This is a genomic window from Promicromonospora sp. Marseille-Q5078 (genome assembly GCF_050315395.1).
Lineage (GTDB): Bacteria > Actinomycetota > Actinomycetes > Actinomycetales > Cellulomonadaceae > Isoptericola.
This window is the reverse complement of record NZ_JBNPQG010000001.1, coordinates 2,285,797-2,303,021: the sequence shown is the minus strand read 5'-3', so window position 1 is coordinate 2,303,021 and position 17,225 is coordinate 2,285,797. Positions and strand designations below refer to the sequence as shown.

Below are 17,225 nucleotides of genomic sequence, written 5' to 3'. Positions count from 1 at the left end.
GTCATTCCTCCACGGCCTGCTCGGCGTCCTGCGCGGACAGCGGTGTCGCGACGTCCTCCAGCGACCGCCGCTCGGCGCCGACGCCGAGGAACATCGCCACCACGCCCCCGCCGACCATGAGCGCGGCGCCGATGTAGTAGCCGACGGCGATCCCGGAGATGTCGCCCGTCGCGCTTGCCGACTCGATCAGCCGGCCGAACAGCAACGGCCCGGTGATGCCGCCGACGGCCGTGCCGATCGCGTAGAAGAACGCGATGCACAGCGCGCGCGTCTCCATCGGGAAGACCTCGCTCGCGGTGAGGTACGCGGAGCTGGCGCCCGCGGACGCGACGAAGAAGATCGCCATCCCGAAGAACGTGAGCGTCCAGGCGGTGAGCCCGCCGAGCACGAGGCCCGCGACCGCGAGCAGCACGCCCGAGACGATGTACGTGCCGGAGATCATCCGCACCCGACCGACCTTGTCGAACAGCGGCCCGAGCGCGAGCGCCCCGAGGAAGTTGCTGACCGCGAAGAGCGCGATGTACGCGCCGGTCTGGCCGACCCCGAGGAACGTCTGCAGGGTGTCGCCGAACGTGAAGAAGAACGCGTTGTAGAGGAAGGCCTGCCCGACGAACAGCGCGAGACACAGCACGGTGCGCCGCGGGTAGTCGGCGAACACGGTCCGGGCGATCCGCGCCAGGCTCACGGTGTGCCGCTGCTTCACCGTCAGGGTGCCCTCGGGCTCGGGGAGCTCCACGCCGTCCTGCGCGGACACGCGCTCCTCGATGCCGGCCACGATCCGCTCGCTGTCCTTCTCCCGGCCGTGGATGAACAGCCACCGGGGGCTCTCGGGCACGTTGCGCCGGACGAACAGCACGCACAGGCCCAGGACGGCGCCGAGCGCGAAGCAGAGCCGCCAGCCCAGCCACGCGGGGATCAGCTCGGGGTTGAGCAGCGGGATGGTCAGCAGCGCGCCGCCGGCCGCCCCGACCCAGTACGAGCCGTTGATCGCGATGTCGATCCGGCCGCGATACCTCGCCGGGATGAGCTCGTCGATGGCGGAGTTCACGGCCGCGTACTCGCCGCCGATCCCGAGGCCGGTGACGAACCGCATCGCGAAGTAGTACAGCGGGTTCATCGAGAACGCCGTCAGCACCGTCCCCGTGAGGTACACCAGCAGCGTGATGATGAACAGCCTCTTGCGACCGAACCGGTCCGTGAGCTGGCCGAAGACCAGCGCCCCGAGGCACGATCCCGTCACGTAGACGGCGCCCGCCAGGCCGATGTCCGCGCTGGTCAGGCCGAGGCCGGTCTCGCCCTTGAGAGCGTCGGACAGGTTGCCGACGATCGTCACCTCGAGGCCGTCGAGGATCCACACCGTGCCCAGGCCGATGACGATCACCCAGTGCCAGCGCGCCCACGGCAGGCGGTCCAGCCGGGCCGGGACGTCGGTCGTGATCGTGCGCAGCGTCGTCGCGTCGCTCCCCGTCGAAGCCATCCTCCGGTTGTACGCCCGACCCGCGCGGAGCGCAGCGCGAGCCCCTGCGCTCCGCGCGCGGCGCTTGTACGTTCGATCACATGGTTGATCACAGGAACAGACCGGAGTCCCCCACCCCGACCCCGCGCCGGGCGGCGTACCTGGCGAGCGCCGCGGCGCTCGCCGCACCCCTCGCGCTGGCCGCCACCGCGGCGAGCGCCACGGAGACCCGTACGGCCTCGGGCCTCGCGCCGCCTGCCACGCAGGTCGCCGGCCCGTCCGACGACGGCCACCCCGACGCGACCGGCGGCATCGACGGCGCGGCGATGCGCGAGCGGATGCAGCACGACGCCCCGAGCAAGGACGCACCGGGCCTCCGCGCCGCCGACGACGTCCCCCGCGTCCAGGAGAAGGACGCGGGCGACGGCGTCGAGAAGGGCGACGGCGCCCAGCGCCTCCCCGCGCCGCGGTCGATCGGCGGCTGGGAGCTGCAGGTGGACGGCGACCTGGACACCGAGCCCGTCAGCACGCAGGCCGTCGCCCCGAACGAGGAGGACGACGGCGCCATCCCGCTGGCGCGCGACCTCGGCCTCGGCGCGGACCGCCGCGGCGTCTCGACCACCGGCGTCGTCGGCGACGGGCCCCACGGCTCGGAAGGCACGGCGACCGGCGACTACGACTTCTACCGCGTCGACGCAGCGAAGGGCGAGACCCTCACGGTCGACATCGCCCCCGACGACGAGCTGGTGGCGAACGCGCTGCTGTACGACGCCGAGGGGGACCTCCTGGTCGGCACCCAGGACATGACCGGCGAGGGCTCCGTGCACCTCTCCCAGCGGATCGAGGAGCGCGGCACCTACTACGTGGCGGTGGGCAACCACTACCCCGACGACCCGTTCGACCCGTCCTCGGGCCCGGCCGTCGTCACCGAGGGACCCTACGAGCTCGACGTCACCCTGCACGCACGGGGCGCGGCCGACACGGACGTGTACGCCGTCCCGCTGCGCCAGGGCGACGTGCTGGGGGCCACCGTCACCGGCTCGGCCCGGCAGGTCGCCGTGCACGAGCTCGACGGGGACCTCGTGCAGCGGTCGTCGGCCGACACGGGGCTCATCTACCCGGACGACTCGCCCCTGGCCCGCGGCGGCAACGCCACCGCGCACCACGTCGTCGACCGCACCGGGCTCTACCTCGTGTCGGTGAGCGACGGCGCGGGCGACTACTCCCTCACCCTGGGCGCGCACCGCGCACCCTCGGTGCGGGGTGAGCAGGTCCAGACCGTCCTGCTCGACTTCAGCGGCCCGTCGTTCGACAACCGCATCTTCGGGGCCGGCGCCCTGGAGCCCGGCGTGCGGGACATCAGCCCGATGCGCGACTTCCTGCCGCGGTGGGGGCTCGAGGCCTCCGACGAGCGCGCCGTCATCGAGGCGACGACGCGGCACGTCCGGGAGATGCTCCACGACGAGATCCCCGGCTCGCAGGTGCGGGTGACGAACGACCTGGAGGACCCCGACCTGTTCGGCGAGCCCGGCGTCAGCCGGGTCATCGTCGGCGGCACCGTGGCGGAGGCCGGCATCATGCCCGCGCTGGGCCTGTCCGAGTCGGTCGACCCGGGGAACTTCGCCCGGGAGGAGACCGCGATCGTGATGCCGGAGCTCATGGCCGGCGACCACCCGATCTCGCTGAACCCGTTCCTCACGGCCGACAGCGACCGCGTCCAGGCGGTCGGGCAGTCGCTCGGCAACGTGGCGGCCCACGAAGCCGGTCACTTCCTCGGGAGCTTCCACACCGACGACCACGACGACCCGACGAGCGTGATGAACACGGGGAACCTGCTGCACTTCTACGCGGTCGGCCCGGACGGCGTCGCGGGCACCGACGACGACGACCACGTCGCGATGCGCACGGCCCGGTACGACCGGCTGCAGGGCCTCTCCGGGGTCGAGGACACCCCGTTCCGCACCGCCGTCGCGCTGCGCTGAGGGACCTGCGGGGTGCCGTCGGTACCCTCCCCGGCAGGGGAGGGTACCGACGGCGCGTCGATTCGGCATGCGCCGGCCGCCCGCGCGCCGGATGTCGATAGGTTGGGTCGCGTGACCCCACCGCACGACGCTCAGGACGACGAGGCGGCTCCGCGGCGCGGCTACGCGAAGGGCACCGCCCGGCGCGCGCAGATCCTCGACCAGGTGATCCGGATGGTCGCCGACCAGGGCGTGGACGCGTCGTCGCTCCGTTCGATCGCCGACGCCCTGGGGATCTCGCACGCCGCCCTGCGGCACTACTTCCCCACCCGCGACGACCTGCTCGTGGCGGTGTACCACGAGCACGAGGTGCAGCGCGGGGGCACGGGCGGGCCGCGAAAGTCGGCGGTCGGGGGCATGCGCGCGAGCGCGGAGCTGAACCGGGAGGTCCCGGGGCTCGTGCAGCTCTACACGACCCTCGCCGGCGACGCGGTGCAGGAGAGCCACCCCGTCACGCGCGAGTTCTTCCGGGCGCGGTTCGCCCGCGTCCGCGGCGAGGTCGCCGAGCGCGTCCGCGCCGACCAGGCGACGGGCAGGATCGACCCCGGCATCGACGCCGAGGACCTCGCCGCGCTCGCGATCGCGGCGTCCGACGGCATCCAGGTGCAGTGGCTCCTCGACCCCGGCGCCGTGGACGGCGCGCGCGTGCTGGAGCTGCTGGAGCGGCTGGTCCCGCCGCCCGCGACGCCTGGGGCCACCGGAGACTGACCCGGGACCCGAGCCCGGACCTGGCCTTCCAGCACGCGATCCCTCGCGCCATCGAGGTCGACGGCGTGAGGGATCGCGTGCTGGAAGGAGACCCGCGTGGGGTCAGAGGGTCGACGCCGCCGGGTCGAAGTCCTCCGGCAGCGGCGGCGGCGCGTCGACGACGGAGGCCACGTCGACCGCCGTCCGCGACTCCGCCGCGTCGCGGACCGCGAGCAGCACGTCGAGCACGTGCAGCGCGACGGCGCCCGAGGCGCGCTCGGGCCGACCCGCGCGGATCGCGCGCGCCAGCTCGACGACGCCCGTGCCGCGGCCCCGGGTGGAGCCGGTCGCCGGGATCGTCTCGGGCTCGTCCTGCCCGTACCGCCACAGGGTGGAGTCGCCGTCGAAGGTGTTCGGGTCCGGGAGCGAGATCGTGCCGAGCGTGCCGTTGATCTCGACGAATCCCGCGCGCGGCAGGGCGTGCTGGAACGAGAACGTCGACTGCGCCGACTGGCCGCCGCGGAACTCGATGAGCGCCGCGTGGTGGGTCGGCACCTCGACCGGGAACGTCGCGCCGGCGCGCGGGCCGGACGCGATGGTCCGCTTCTCGAGCGACTTCGACGACACGGCCTGGACGCGGGACGCCGCGCCCAGCGCGTGCACGAGCGTGGTGACGTAGTAGGGCCCCATGTCGAACAGGGGGCCCGCGCCCGTCGCGTACAGGAAGTCGGGGTCCGGGTGCCACGCCTCGGGGCCGGGCACGTGGAACATCGTCGTGGCCGAGAGCGGCTCGCCGATGTCGCCGCGCGCGATCGCCCGCAGCGCCGTCTGGATGCCGGCGCCGAGCACGGTGTCGGGCGCGCACGCGACGCGCAGGCCCTTCGCCTCGGCCGCGGCCAGCAGCTCGGCGGCCGACGCGTGGTCGGTCGCGATCGGCTTCTCGCTCCACACGTGCTTGCCGGCCGCGACGATCTGGTGCCCGACCTCGGCGTGGACGGCGGGGATCGTCAGGTTGAGGACGATCTCGATGTCGTCGCGCGCGAGGAGCTCGTCGACAGTCCCCGCCGACGCCACCCCGTACGCCTCGGCCTGGGCCTGGGCCCGGTCGAGGCGCACGTCGGCGACCATGAGCACCTCGACGTCAGCGAACGTCGTGAGGTTCTCGAGGTACTGGGTCGAGATGTTCCCGGCCCCGATGATGCCGACGCCCACGCGGCTCACCGGTCGTTCTCCTTCAGCCAGGCGAGGGACTCGGCGATGCCCTCGAAGACGTCGCCGGCGTAGGAGTCGAACTCGACCACGCGGATGGCCTGCGGCGCCGCGGCGAGGATCGCCGCCACGTCGACGTCGCCCTGCCCGGCGGGCTTCTGGTTCTCGTACGCCGCCTTGAGGGCGGGAGGCACGTCGAGCGCGCTCTCGCTGGACGGCAGCACGGTGGCGATGTCGCCCGACACGTCGCCGTCCTTGACGTGGATCGCGACGACCTGGTCCCCGAGCGTCTTGAGCACGGCCGGCGCGTCGGCGCCGCCGACGGTCGCCCAGAAGGTGTCCACCTCGAGCACGGCCTCGGGGGCCAGGTGCTCGGCGAAGATCTCGAAGACCGGCCGGCCGTCGACCTTGTTGGTGAACTCCCACTGGTGGTTGTGGTAGCCGAAGCGCAGCCCGTGGCCGGCCGCGCGGACCGTCAGCTCGTTGACGCGCTCCGCGAGCTTCTTCGCGTCGTCGGCGGTCTGCCAGCGCTCGGTCGGGACGAACGGGTCGATGACGATGCCGATGCCCAGGCGGGCGGCGGCGTCGAAGACGACGTCGGGGTCACGGGCGTCGATGACGGCGGCGTGGCCGGACGGCGCGGCGAGGCCGGTCGCGGCGAGGGCGCGCTCGAAGTCGGCGACGCGCTCGACGAACGCGTACGGCTCGACCTGCTCGTACCCGATCTCGCGGACGCGGGCGACGGCGGCGTCGAGGTCGGCGGCGACGGCATCCCGCAGCGAGTACAGCTGCACGGATGTGGTGGACATCTGAAGCTCCTTTGGCGTGGTCGATGGTCCGGACTTCCGTCGACCGCTGTGCAGAAGTGTGTCGCGGAGCGCCGGAAGCGTGCCGCGAGCGTACATCAGAAACCTGACAGTGGAAGGTTTCTTTCCGGCGGTGCAGGTCGGCGCGTCGGCGCGTGTCCCCTGGTCGCCACTGAGTCAACGCTGTACCTTCGATCGCGCCGACGGCGGACGACGACGCCCGCCCATGACCGAACAGGAGACGCAACGTTGCATCACTCCCCGAGGACCGAGACCCACACCCGGCGCGCAGTTCTGACAGCGGTCGGCGGGCTGGGGGTCGCCGCCGCAGCGCTGGGCGCGGCCCCTGGCGCCGCCGCCGCGGCGCGCGGATACCGCAACCCCGTGGTGCCGACCAACAACCCGGACCCGGCCGTCCTGGCCGCCGACGGCGCGTTCTACCTCTACGCGACCAACGGCGTGGCCGGCGCGATGCCGGTGCTGACCTCGCCCGACCTGGTCGACTGGAGCCCCGTCGGGAACGGCATGCCGCAGATCGCCGCCTGGTGCCGGCCCGGCCGGCACTGGGCTCCCGAGGTGATCGCGGTGGGCGGCCGCTACCTGTCGTACTACACCGCCTGGCGGGCAGACCTCGACCAGCAGGCGGTCTCGGTGGCGGTCTCCGACTCGCCGACGGGGCCGTTCGTCGACGACCGCACCGCGCCGCTGATCGACCAGTCGGACGAGGGCGGGAGCATCGACGCCTCGCCGTTCCGGGACGCCGACGGGTCGCTCTGGCTGCTGTGGAAGAACGACGGCAACCACGACGACCTCCCGTCGTACATCTACCTGCAGCGCCTCTCCGACGACGGCCTCGAGCTCGTCGGTGAGCCGCAGCGGCTGTTCGGGATGGACCAGCCCTACGAGACCTACACGATCGAGGGCGCCTCGGTGGTGATCCACCAGGGTCGCTACTACTGCTTCTACTCGACCGGCGAGTTCTGGAACGACAGCTACGGCGTGTGCTGGGCGAGCGCGCCGTCGATCACCGGACCGTGGACCAAGGAGGGCGACGGGCCGATCCTGGCCAGCAACGACGTGGCTGCCGGGTCGGGGCACGGCATGCCGATCAAGGTCGGCCCGCAGTGGTGGTACGTCTACCACGCCTGGCAGCCCGACCACGTCAACGAGGACCCGGGCCGGCTCGTCTGGCTGTCCCGGATCAGGTTCACCGGGCACGGTCCCGTCATCGACGGGCCGGCGGTGGACAACCCGGTCGCCCCCAAGGTCTGAGCCGCGCGATGAGTCCGGCCCGGGCGGGCGGTCTCCCCTGACGACCGGAGCGACCGCTCCCCGGGAGGAACCATGGGACTCATCCATCTCGAGCTCTTCGCGACCCTCGACCTCGTCGCGCAGGCGCCCGGCGGCCCGGAGGAGGACCCGGCAGCGGGGTTCACCTTCGGCGGCTGGCAGGCACCCCTGCTCGACGAGGTCGCGGGGGCGCAGATCGCCGCCGCCTACGCCGTGGGGACGGACGCACTCCTGCTCGGGCGGCGGACCTACGACATCTTCGCCGCCTACTGGCCGCAGCAGGACGACGAGTTCGGCGCCCTCTTCAACCGCCTCCCGAAGTACGTCGCCTCCCGCGGGAACCCCGACCTCTCCTGGGCCCGGTCCAGCCAGCTCGGGCCGGACCTGCCCGCGGCCGTGCGCGAGGTCCGTGACCGGCACGAGCACGTCCGCGTCGTCGGGAGCCTCGACCTGGTGCAGACCCTCCTGCGGGAGAAGCTCTTCGACCGCCTCGACCTCTGGCTGCACCCGATCGTGCTCGGCCAGGGCAAGAAGGTGTTCGACGGCGGCGAGGTGCCGACGAACCTCACGCTCCTGGAGCCGCCCGCGTCCAGCCCGGTCGGCGTCGTGTTCCTGCACTACGCGCTCGCCGACGGCGTGCCCGCTACGGGCGACATGGCCGCTCCCGACCGCGGGGCGCGGTCCACCGGCTGACGGACGCCGCCACGACGACGCCGGCTCCGTTACCTGTACGACCTCGCGACCGCGTTCACCCGGTTCTACGACGCCTGCCCCGTCCTGAAGGCCGACGGCGCCGTGCGCGCCAACCGGGTCGCGCTGTGCGACCTCACCGGCCGCACCCTCGCGACGGGGCTGGACCTGCTCGGCATCGCCGCGCCCGAGCGCATGTAGCGTCGACCGGTCGCGACCCCGGCGCCGAGGGGTCGCGACCGGAACCCGCGCGCGGCATGATCGACTCGTCCTCGTGACTCGACCAAGGCGCACCGTGCGCAGCACTGCTCGTCGCGACGCAGCGGCGGGAGCGCGCACCCCGCCCGCCGAGCAACGGCAGCACGGGTGCCCTGCCGTGCCGGCCACCTTCTTTCAGATGCCTCAACGAAGAGGAGTCGAATCATGTGCTACGGCTACGACGGCCACGAAGCGTTGCACCGTTCGCTCGACACCCGGGACGCGCCCGCGCCCGGCGGCCCGTCCCGACGCACGGTGCTGCGGGGTGCCCTCACCGGCGCGGCCGGGCTCGCGCTGACGGGGACGGCCGCGGGGACCGCGGCAGCCGGACAGCACCAGAACGGGTGGCCGCCCCAGGGCCGCCGCCGGGTCCCGCCCGGGCGCATCAGTCTCCAGCTGTGGACGGTGCGCGAGGGCCTCGGGGAGCCGTGGGGGCCCGGCGACTACGACGAGACGCTCACCGCCGTCGCCCGGACGGGCTACCCGCGGGTGGAGCAGGCGCTCGGCTACTTCGGCAGGACCGCCAGGGAGCTCCGCGCCTTCTACGACGACATCGGCCTGCGAGCCTCGTCGTCGCACGACGGCATCTCCGAGTCCCGGGCGGCCATGCACGAGAAGTTCCAGAACGCCGTCACGCTCGGCCAGCGCTACGTCGTGGTGCCGTTCCTGAGCTCCGAGTCCCTGTCCGACTGGACGCTGTGGGCCGAGCAGATGAACACCGAGGCCCGCGTCGCACGGCAGTACGGCCTCGCGTACGGCTATCACAACCACGCCCACGAGTTCACCACCGACCTCGGCGGCGGCATCACCCCCTGGGACGTGCTGATGTCGCGGCTCGACCGCCGGTACGTGCACCTCGAGGTAGACATCTACTGGGTCGTGACCGCCGGCGTGAACCTGGGGCTCTCCAACGACGCCGCCCAGCGGTTCGCCATCCGCACCATCCGCAGGTCGCCGCTCCAGGTGCGGCAGTACCACGTCAAGGACCGGCACACGACCGGCCCCGAGGAGACGAGCCACGCCGACCTCGGCACGGGCTTCATCGACTTCGAGCGGTTCTTCCGCGCCCACCAGGTGGAGGAGTACATCGTCGAGAACGACACCCCGGACGTGACGTACCTCCAGACGGCGGACGTCGGCTACGACTACCTCCGGAGGATCCGCTTCTGACCACCGGCACCGTTCGTGTTCGCCGGTCTCCGCCCGATGCACGGGGGCCGACCTCTCCCGGCGAGGACCGGCTTCAGTTCCACCCGACCGTGCCACGGACGGAGACGCCGACGTGCGAGGTCACCCCTTCACCGACCCGGCTGTCAGGCCCTTCATGACCCGCTGGTTGAGGAAGAGGTAGATCGCGAGGGTCGCGAACACGTTGAGGCAGATCGCCGCGAACGTGGGCCCGTAGTCGACCTGTCCGAACTGGCCGCGGAAGTTCAGCAGGCCGACCTGGATCGTCCGCAGCTCGTCGCGGTTGGTGAACGTGAGCGCGATGAGCAGGTCGTTCCAGATGAAGAAGAACTGCACCAGCGCGACGGTGAAGATCGCGTTGCGCACCAGGGGCAGGCCCAGGGAGAAGAACATCCGGAAGACGTTCGCCCCGTCGAGCGTCGCTGCCTCGAAGATCTCCCGGGGCACACCGCGGAAGAAGGTGGCCATCATGAAGACTGTCAGCGGCAGGCCGATGGCGGTGTAGGTGATGATCAGCGGCCACAGCGAGCCGGTCAACCCCACCTCGAAGTACATGGTGAACAGCGGCAACAGGATCATCTGTCCGGGCACCATGATGCCCGCGAGGAAGAGCAGCAGAGTGGTGGCGCGACCCTTCCAGACCATGACCTCGAGGGCGAACCCCGCCGCCACGCCGAACAGGATCGTCAGGGCGAGGGACGGGACCACTGCCAGGACGCTGTTGCGCGCGTAGGTGCCGAGGTTCCCGTCGGTCACGGCGGTGATGTAGTTGTCGACATTGGTCCAGTTCTCCGGCAGGGAGAACGTCGGGTTGTTGAGGAACTCCGACTGGGTCTTGAGCGAGCCGAGGACGAGCCAGATCAGGGGGTAGACCACGATCACCAGGACCACGGCGACGATCACCCCGGTCCAGATCGACCGCCATACGGCGCGGGCAGGACGCCTGCGCCGAATCGGGCGAGTTGCGGTGGGCGTCACGCCAGGGGCAGGAGAAATCAGTGTCTGGGACATGGTCAGGCCTTCGTCAGGTCGCGGCGGCTCGAACGGAAGATGAAGAGGGTCACCATGAGGCAGAGCGCTGTGAGCAGGAGCGCGATTGAGCTGCCGAACCCGTACTCCCCGTAGCTGAACGAGGTCTGGTACATGTACAGCGTCAGCGGGGTCGTCTGGTTGCCGGGGCCGCCGTTGGTGAGGGCCAGCACGGAGTCGAAGACCTTGAGCGTGCCGTTGATGGAGAAGATCACGGACGACAACAGCACCGGGAGCGACAGGGGCAGGACGATGTGGCGCACCAGCCGCGGGCCGGAAGCTCCGTCGAGACGGGCAGACTCCAAGGTCTCCTCGGGGATGTCGACCAGCCCCGCGTAGAGCAGGACGGCGTAGAAGCCCATCGACCGCCATGTCTCCATGGCGATGATCACCCAGAACGCGGTGCTGCCGGAGGCGAACCAGTCCACACCGCCGATCCCGACTGCCTCGAGCAGCGCGTTCACGGGGCCGGTCCGCGGCGCGGACTCGAACAGCTGCTGGAACATCAGCGCGACGGCGACGGTCGGCAGGACCACGGGGAAGAAGACCAGGGTGCGCACGATGCCGGAGGCCCGGCGCAGGATGAAGACGTACAGCAGGGCGAGCAGGTAGCCGACGACCACCTGCACGACGGTCAGCACGACGGCAAAACGCACCGTGAACCACAGGGCTTCGCGCACGCTCGGGTCGTCGACGAGCCGGGCGAAGTTGTCCAGCCCCACGGGCTCGAACCCGGTGATCGCGTTGCCCTCGTAGAACGTGTAGCCAAGGGACCACACCACCGGGACGAGCATCACGAGCGTGTAGACCAGGAGCGCTGGGCCGAGCAGCAACGCGATCGCGCGCCGGTCGCCAAGGACGTGTCGCATGGGACTCTCTCTACTTTCGACGCTGCGGGGGGTGCCCGCGCCGCAGGCACCCCCCACGTGTGGATGAGGTCAGCCGAGGTCGGCCTGGACTGCGGCCATGTAGTCCTCAGGGCTCATCTGCCCGGTGACCAGGAGCTGGGCGTTCGAGGTAGCGGTCGTGGTGGCCTTCGGGTTGAAGAGGGCCTCGAACCACAGGACTGTCGTGTCGGCCTTGTCGATCTGGTCGAGAACCGTCGTCGTCAGGGGCGGGACGTCGGCGTCGGTCTCCGCCTTGAACCCGGTGACCACGCCCTGGCCGGTCAGGGACTGAGGACCGAACCCGTCGGCGATGCATCCGAGCCAGTCCTTCGCGCCGTCGTCGAAGCGATCCTTCGACATGGCCAGCGGGACGCCGATGTTCGCAGCGAGCTGGGACGAGTCCCCGGCTCCGCCGTCAACGTTCGGGAACGGGACGAAGCCGATGTTCTCGGCTCCGACCGTGTTCTGGGACTCGTCGTTGAAGTTCGCCAGCGCCCAGCTGCCCATGTAGTACATGCCGGCCTTGCCGGTGAGGAACTGGTTCATCGCCGTGGTGTAGTCAATCGACCCGACCGACGTGCCGAAGGCGCCGGCCTTGCCGAGGGCGGCTACCTGGGCCGCGGCGTCGACATACTGCGGGTCAGTGAGCTTTGCCTCCCCCTCGGCAACCTTCTCCAGGGCGTCGGGACCGAGCGCGCGGTAGATGTAGTTGCCGACGAGCCGGGTCAGCGGCCAGCCGTCCTTGCCCGCGGCCGCCATCGGCGTGACGCCGGCCTTCTCCAGGGTTGCGGACGCGGCGACAAGCTCGTCCCAGGTCTCGGGGATCTGGATCCCGTTCTCCTGGAAGAGCGTCTTGTTGTACCAGATGCCCTCGACGTTGAACTCGGAGGGCAGGACGTAGACCTCGCCGTCGTACAGCGCCTCGATCGTCGAGCGCGCCGCGGGGATGATGGCGTCGGACTTTCCGAGCGCCTCAAGCTCGGCGTCGATGTCGACGAGCTGGCCGGACTCGTGGATGTCCTTGATGACCTCGGGCGAGTTGCCCGTGGCGAACACCGAGGGCAAGGCCCCCTGCCCGGCCAGGAGCTGGAGCTGCTGGTCGAAGCTGGCCTGCGGCTGGGTGGTCACCTTCAGCGGGGAGTCCGACTCCTGCTGGGTGCACAGGTCCGTGCTCAGGGCGGTCAGCGTGTCCTTGACCGCGGTGTTCTCCGCGAGCGAGAGGTAGTCGAAGCTGCCGGTGGCGCCGGAGCCCTCGTCGCCGGACCCGTTGCCCGACGAGCATGCCGACAAGGTCAGCGCCAGGGCCGCCATCGAAGCGGCGACAGCCGTCGCTCGCCGCTGTGTCGCAGTGATCATCACTTCCTCCTTGAAGTCGTCGCGCCGCCTTTGAAGCGCTTCAAGCGGTGAGGCTAGAGGGCGTTCGCACCACGGGGCAAGGAATTCTGAAACGTTCGGATGTCACGGTTTGGCTACGCACCACGGGACGTGCAGCTATTCATCGCGCGGATGGAGCGGATCAGGACGACCAATGCTGCCTGGAACGCGCGCACCGTCATGCTCAGCTCAGCCGGGTGCGGACATGGGGCGTGCAGGCGCCGAGCTCGTGCTCGACGAAGCACAGGGACGGCCCGAGCACCGTCACCGCTCGCTGGTGCTCGAACCGTCCCTCGTCGTGCGTGCGAGCACGGGTCGACAACCTCTGCCGCTCGTCAGGAGACGGCGGCGGCGCGATCCATCACACCGTCGGGGAGGTCGTCCATGCTGGCGCCCGCACCGAGATCGACAGCTCCGAGCCAGACCTCTCGAGCCCGCAGCCGGGGAGTCTCGCTCACGGGGACGACATGTCCGCCGTCCAGCGCGATCAGGTGGGACCACCGTTCCGCCTCGAGGTCCCGCCACTCGACGTTGAGGTGCACGGCGGCGTGGGAGTGCAGGTTCCGCAGCGCCACGCCGGGCAGCGTCGATCCGAGCTCGACCTCCTCGTCCCGCTCTTGATCGGAGTCATCCATGGGGAGCGATCGCCCCGTGCGCACGCCCTCGACGATCCGTGCGAGCGCACGCGCGTGATAGCCCACGTGTGCCACGACGTGGGCTCTGCTCCAGCCGGGGACACGAGAGGCTCCTGAAAGCTCGGCGTCTCTGAGCTCCCGCAATGTGCGTGAGAAGAAGGCCGTGCCCCGACGCGCCAGGAGCAGATCCTCGAGAATCTGAGGATCGGTGACCAGATCGGTCCTCGCGACCATCAGGTCACCCGCGGCTTCCAGGGACGAGTCGTCCCGATTCCGGAAGGTAGGCGCGCTGGAAGTGGAGTCGCTCGACGATCGGCGCGTCCGAGAACCGGAAGAGGTCGAACTCGCTCTCCGCCTCCAGCGACCACGCCGTCCACGACGGCAGCACGAACAGGTCGCCCTTCACCAGGTCCCGACGCTCGCCGTCGAGCACCACGGTTCCGCCACCCTCGAACACCTGCCAGACCGAGGACCCGACCTCGCGCCGGATCGCCGTGCGGGCACCGGCGCGGAGCCGATGGAACTCGCACCGCATCGTCGGCAGCACGTCTCCCCCGTTGGTGGGGTTCGTGTACTTGATGGCCGCGTGCCCCTGTTCCACGGTCGCCGGATGGCCCTCGTCCTCCAGCGCGAGCTGCTCCCGCAGGGCGGCGTCGGTGTGCTCCCAGCGGTAGGCACCGATCGGCGTGGACACCTGCGGGTCCTGGGCGGACAGCGGCGTGAGGCCGGGGTGTGCCCACAGCCGCTCGGATCTCGAGATGCGCGGTGAGGCCTCGTCCGTGACCCGCTCGGAGCCGAACTCGAAGAAGCCGAGGTCGACGTCGTGCACGAACGGCACGTCGAGGCCGTCGATCCAGGCCATCGGCTTGTCGGTGTCGTTGTGATGCCCGTGGAAGTTCCAGCCAGGGGTGAGAAGCAGGTCGCCCCGGCTCATGCGCACCGGGTCGCCGTTGACCACCGTCCACACCCCCTCGCCCTCGACGACGAACCGGAACGCGTTCTGCGCGTGCCGGTGCTCCGGGGCCGTCTCGAAGGGTCCGAGCCACTGGATGGCGCACCAGAGGGTCGGGGTGGCATAGGCCGTCGGGGCGAGTCCGGGGTTCGCCAGCCCGATCGCACGTCGCTCGCCACCGCGGCCGACCGGGACGAGGTCGCCCGCGCGGCGGGCGATGTCGAGGAGCTCGGCCCACTGCCACACGAACGGGACCGCCGAGGGCTTCGGCGACAGCGGCATCAGGTCGTTGGTCTGCGTCCACAAGGGCGCCATGCTGTTGCGTGCGAAGTCGGCGTACAAGCGGTCGAGCTCCGGGCTCGGCTCGGGCTGCCCGGGGTCTCCGGGCTGGGCGTGGGACGCGATCTGGCTCTGGGTGGTCATGCGCTTCCTCCTTCGCTCTGAGGTGCGGCGTGCGCGACGGCAGCGGCCGGCGTTGATGCCGATGGACGGGTGGCGGGCTCGGGGACGACGGGGCGACGCCTCAACAGGGCGATCGCCGCGGCGCCGACGAGCATGGGGATGACGAACAGGTAGTAGAGCTGGCCGGGCTCCCACCCGGTGTCGAGGAGCCGTCCCGCAACGATCGGCGAGACGATCGCGCCGACGCGGCCGAGCCCGATGATGAGGCCGACGCCGGTCGCCCTGGCGGCGGCACTGAAGTAGACCGGCCCGATGGAGAACATGCCGGCCATCGCCGCGCTCGTCATCGCGCCGAGGGCTGCCGCGAGGACGAACGCGGTGACCAGCGAACTCATCGATGTCGCGTATCCCGCGAACGCGGCACCGGCGAGCACGAAGCACACGATCAGCGTGGGACGGACGCCGAGCCGAGAGGCCACCGGTCCGAAGCCGAGCGAGCCGACGATGCCACCGACGCTGAACATGACGCCGGCCTGGACGCCGTCGCTCGCCGCGAACCCGTTCAGGACCACCAGCTGCGGGGTCCACGAGTTCGCGAAGTAGAAGCCGGCCATGAGCATGAAGAAGGCGATCCCGAGGGATGCCGTCACCAGGCCGGCGCGGCCGGCGAGGACGTCACGCCAGCGGGCGGCTGCGGTGCGGGCCGGTTCGGCGGGCGGAAGCGCGGCCTCCGGCGGCTGTCCGATCCGGGTCAGGATCCGGTTCAGGCGCTCCAGGGCACCTCGCGGGCGCCTGCTGACGAGATAGTCGATCGACTCGGGAAGGACCCGCCACACGACGATCATCAGCACCGCCGTGGCGACGGCGCCGACAGCGAACACCGACCGCCAGCCGAGAGCCGCGAGGAGCACGCCCGCGAGGATCCCACCCAGCGTGCCACCGATCGGCTGACCAGCGGTGTAGAAGCTGATGGCGGTCGGACGGTGCTTGGCCGAGGAGTACTCCGAGACCAGCACGTTGAGGCAGGCCTGGAGCGTCCCGATCGCCAGGCCGGTCAGCACGCGGACCACGAGCAGCATCTCGTAGCCGGTGGCCGCCGCGGACAGGCCCATGCCGACGGCGATGACCACGCCGCAGGCCAGGATGGTGGCACGCCGTCCGATCACGTCCGCAACCTGCGACACGAAGGCGGACCCGACGGCCATGCCCAGGAGAGCGCTGCTGAGCAGCACGCCGAGCTGGCCGCCGCTGAGCTGCCACTCGTCGGCGATGTGGGAGCTGCTGAAGGCGAGCGCGAGCACGTCGAACCCGTCGAGCATGTTCATCGCCACGCAGAGCGAGATGACGGCGTACTGCGTCCGGCTCATGGGCGCGGACTCGACCCGTTCCTTGAGGTTCATCGCCACCGCCCTCATCCCGCCAGCGAGCCGACGCGACCCTGGGGCCGCGACCGGTAGGGGACGACGTTCGTCGCGGTGACACCGACCTCGAGCGCGCCGATCCGCTCGATCTCGACGCGTACCCGGTCGCCGTCGTGGATCGGCCCGACGCCGGCCGGCGTCCCGGTGAGGATCACGTCACCGGGCTGGAGCGTCATGACCGAGCTCGCGTAGGCGATCAGCTCGGGAACGGAGTAGATGAGCTCGGAGGTGCTCGTGCTCTGCCGCAGCTCCCCGGCGACCGAGCAGCGCAGGTCCAGGTCTCCGGGGTCGCCGACCTCGTCCGCAGTGACGAGCCACGGCCCGAGCGGGGCGAACGTGTCGAACGACTTGCGCGTCGATCGGTCCTCGGTCGAGCGGACCGTGATGTCGAGCCCGCAGGTGTACGCGAACACATGGCCCAGCGCGTCCTCGGCCGCGACGTGGCGTGCGCGGCGGCCGATCACCACGGCCAGCTCACCTTCCTGGTCGGTGCGCTGGTCGGTGTAGGGCAGCTCGACATCCTGGCCGGGGCCGATCACCGAGCCGGGCGCCTTGAGGAAGACGCCGTACTCGGCGATCGTCTTCTGCTCGGACATCTCGACCTTGTGGTCGAGGTAGTTGACGGGCGCCGCCACGATCTTTCCGGGACGCGACAGCGGCGCCGTCAGTCGGGCGTCGTCACGGCGATGGCGCGGGCTGCCGGCCAGGTCCAGGTCGCGCAGCTGGTCGAGGCCGTTCCCGGCGTCGAGCCAGGAGGCCCACGGGCCGCCGGAGCCTCCCGCCGGCACCCCCAGGACGTCGAGGACGTCGTACATCTCGTCGTCGGTCACGACGACCGGGATCCGGTCGTCCAGTACTGCAAGTCGCATGGTTGATCTCCGTTGATCGGGTGCTGATCGGGTGTTGATCGGTTGTCGCGT

At 70.9% G+C, this 17,225-nt stretch carries 17 protein-coding genes; 6 read left to right on the top strand and 11 right to left on the bottom strand.

The features are described 5' to 3' along the window. Position 1 precedes the first annotated feature (1 nt). Complete coding sequence (locus ACQFYA_RS10625) at positions 2–1,477, bottom strand: MFS transporter (RefSeq protein WP_499123859.1); 1,476 nt, start codon at positions 1,475–1,477, stop codon at positions 2–4. 80 nt (positions 1,478–1,557) lie between these two features. Here ACQFYA_RS10625 and ACQFYA_RS10620 point away from each other — a divergent pair, with 80 nt between their 5' ends. Next, entirely contained in the window at positions 1,558–3,438 is a 1,881-nt protein-coding gene (locus tag ACQFYA_RS10620) for a hypothetical protein (protein ID WP_499123857.1), read from the top strand. A 111-nt stretch (positions 3,439–3,549) separates the two neighbouring features. Beyond that, positions 3,550–4,185 carry a TetR/AcrR family transcriptional regulator gene (locus tag ACQFYA_RS10615; RefSeq protein ID WP_499123855.1) on the top strand — a complete coding sequence of 212 codons (636 nt, stop codon included), beginning with the start codon at positions 3,550–3,552 and terminating at the stop codon, positions 4,183–4,185. Between the two features lie 102 nt (positions 4,186–4,287). On the opposite strand, the gene ACQFYA_RS10610 is transcribed toward ACQFYA_RS10615, so the two are convergent. Together ACQFYA_RS10610 and ACQFYA_RS10605 are read right to left on the bottom strand one after the other, a co-directional pair. Further along, on the bottom strand, positions 4,288–5,385 hold the full coding sequence (locus ACQFYA_RS10610; RefSeq protein ID WP_499123853.1) for a Gfo/Idh/MocA family protein: 1,098 nt from the start codon (positions 5,383–5,385) through the stop codon (positions 4,288–4,290). After that, positions 5,382–6,182: a sugar phosphate isomerase/epimerase family protein gene (locus tag ACQFYA_RS10605; protein WP_499123851.1), complete on the bottom strand. Its 801-nt coding sequence runs from the start codon at positions 6,180–6,182 to the stop codon at positions 5,382–5,384. Before ACQFYA_RS10605 ends, ACQFYA_RS10610 begins: the two co-directional genes overlap by 4 nt. A gap of 381 nt (positions 6,183–6,563) precedes the next feature. Here ACQFYA_RS10605 and ACQFYA_RS10600 point away from each other — a divergent pair, with 381 nt between their 5' ends. The 4 genes from ACQFYA_RS10600 (at position 6,564) to ACQFYA_RS10585 (ending at position 9,587) form a co-directional block, all read left to right on the top strand. Further along, positions 6,564–7,451 carry a glycoside hydrolase family 43 protein gene (locus ACQFYA_RS10600; protein WP_499123848.1) on the top strand — a complete coding sequence of 296 codons (888 nt, stop codon included), beginning with the start codon at positions 6,564–6,566 and terminating at the stop codon, positions 7,449–7,451. A 72-nt stretch (positions 7,452–7,523) separates the two neighbouring features. After that, positions 7,524–8,162: a dihydrofolate reductase family protein gene (locus ACQFYA_RS10595; RefSeq protein ID WP_499123846.1), complete on the top strand. Its 639-nt coding sequence runs from the start codon at positions 7,524–7,526 to the stop codon at positions 8,160–8,162. A gap of 33 nt (positions 8,163–8,195) precedes the next feature. Further along, positions 8,196–8,360, top strand: coding sequence for a DALR anticodon-binding domain-containing protein (locus tag ACQFYA_RS10590; protein WP_499127497.1), 165 nt, complete (start codon positions 8,196–8,198; stop codon positions 8,358–8,360). Between the two features lie 222 nt (positions 8,361–8,582). Further along, complete coding sequence (locus ACQFYA_RS10585; RefSeq protein WP_499123844.1) at positions 8,583–9,587, top strand: sugar phosphate isomerase/epimerase family protein; 1,005 nt, start codon at positions 8,583–8,585, stop codon at positions 9,585–9,587. A gap of 120 nt (positions 9,588–9,707) precedes the next feature. On the opposite strand, the gene ACQFYA_RS10580 is transcribed toward ACQFYA_RS10585, so the two are convergent. The 8 genes from ACQFYA_RS10580 to ACQFYA_RS10545 form a co-directional block, all read right to left on the bottom strand. Next, positions 9,708–10,508 carry a carbohydrate ABC transporter permease gene (locus ACQFYA_RS10580; protein WP_499123841.1) on the bottom strand — a complete coding sequence of 267 codons (801 nt, stop codon included), beginning with the start codon at positions 10,506–10,508 and terminating at the stop codon, positions 9,708–9,710. Between the two features lie 110 nt (positions 10,509–10,618). Further along, on the bottom strand, positions 10,619–11,503 hold the full coding sequence (locus ACQFYA_RS10575) for a carbohydrate ABC transporter permease (RefSeq protein ID WP_499123840.1): 885 nt from the start codon (positions 11,501–11,503) through the stop codon (positions 10,619–10,621). Between the two features lie 69 nt (positions 11,504–11,572). Beyond that, a complete protein-coding gene (locus ACQFYA_RS10570; protein WP_499123837.1) occupies positions 11,573–12,877 on the bottom strand; it encodes an ABC transporter substrate-binding protein in 1,305 nt (434 codons plus the stop codon). 202 nt (positions 12,878–13,079) lie between these two features. After that, positions 13,080–13,217: a hypothetical protein gene (locus tag ACQFYA_RS10565; RefSeq protein WP_499123835.1), complete on the bottom strand. Its 138-nt coding sequence runs from the start codon at positions 13,215–13,217 to the stop codon at positions 13,080–13,082. Between the two features lie 13 nt (positions 13,218–13,230). After that, positions 13,231–13,764: a maleylpyruvate isomerase N-terminal domain-containing protein gene (locus tag ACQFYA_RS10560; protein ID WP_499123832.1), complete on the bottom strand. Its 534-nt coding sequence runs from the start codon at positions 13,762–13,764 to the stop codon at positions 13,231–13,233. Between the two features lie 4 nt (positions 13,765–13,768). Continuing rightward, a complete protein-coding gene (locus tag ACQFYA_RS10555; RefSeq protein WP_499123830.1) occupies positions 13,769–14,905 on the bottom strand; it encodes a cupin domain-containing protein in 1,137 nt (378 codons plus the stop codon). Next, positions 14,902–16,299 carry an MFS transporter gene (locus ACQFYA_RS10550; RefSeq protein WP_499123828.1) on the bottom strand — a complete coding sequence of 466 codons (1,398 nt, stop codon included), beginning with the start codon at positions 16,297–16,299 and terminating at the stop codon, positions 14,902–14,904. The genes ACQFYA_RS10555 and ACQFYA_RS10550 overlap by 4 nt, the downstream gene beginning before the upstream one ends. Then, positions 16,296–17,174, bottom strand: coding sequence for a fumarylacetoacetate hydrolase family protein (locus ACQFYA_RS10545; protein WP_499123825.1), 879 nt, complete (start codon positions 17,172–17,174; stop codon positions 16,296–16,298). The genes ACQFYA_RS10550 and ACQFYA_RS10545 overlap by 4 nt, the downstream gene beginning before the upstream one ends. Positions 17,175–17,225: the final 51 nt, after the last annotated feature.

Excerpts from the sequence above, each read along its gene's own strand:
- ACQFYA_RS10595 (WP_499123846.1), top strand. The coding sequence starts at position 7,524 with ATGGGACTCATCCATCTCGAGCTCTTCGCGACCCTCGACCTCGTCGCG.
- ACQFYA_RS10585 (WP_499123844.1), top strand. The coding sequence starts at position 8,583 with ATGTGCTACGGCTACGACGGCCACGAAGCGTTGCACCGTTCGCTCGAC.
- ACQFYA_RS10545 (WP_499123825.1), bottom strand. The coding sequence starts at position 17,174 with ATGCGACTTGCAGTACTGGACGACCGGATCCCGGTCGTCGTGACCGAC.
- ACQFYA_RS10570 (WP_499123837.1), bottom strand. The coding sequence starts at position 12,877 with ATGATCACTGCGACACAGCGGCGAGCGACGGCTGTCGCCGCTTCGATG.
- ACQFYA_RS10625 (WP_499123859.1), bottom strand. The coding sequence starts at position 1,477 with ATGGCTTCGACGGGGAGCGACGCGACGACGCTGCGCACGATCACGACC.
- ACQFYA_RS10575 (WP_499123840.1), bottom strand. The coding sequence starts at position 11,503 with ATGCGACACGTCCTTGGCGACCGGCGCGCGATCGCGTTGCTGCTCGGC.
- ACQFYA_RS10620 (WP_499123857.1), top strand. The coding sequence starts at position 1,558 with ATGGTTGATCACAGGAACAGACCGGAGTCCCCCACCCCGACCCCGCGC.
- ACQFYA_RS10560 (WP_499123832.1), bottom strand. The coding sequence starts at position 13,764 with ATGGTCGCGAGGACCGATCTGGTCACCGATCCTCAGATTCTCGAGGAT.
- ACQFYA_RS10605 (WP_499123851.1), bottom strand. The coding sequence starts at position 6,182 with ATGTCCACCACATCCGTGCAGCTGTACTCGCTGCGGGATGCCGTCGCC.
- ACQFYA_RS10550 (WP_499123828.1), bottom strand. The coding sequence starts at position 16,299 with ATGAGGGCGGTGGCGATGAACCTCAAGGAACGGGTCGAGTCCGCGCCC.
- ACQFYA_RS10555 (WP_499123830.1), bottom strand. The coding sequence starts at position 14,905 with ATGACCACCCAGAGCCAGATCGCGTCCCACGCCCAGCCCGGAGACCCC.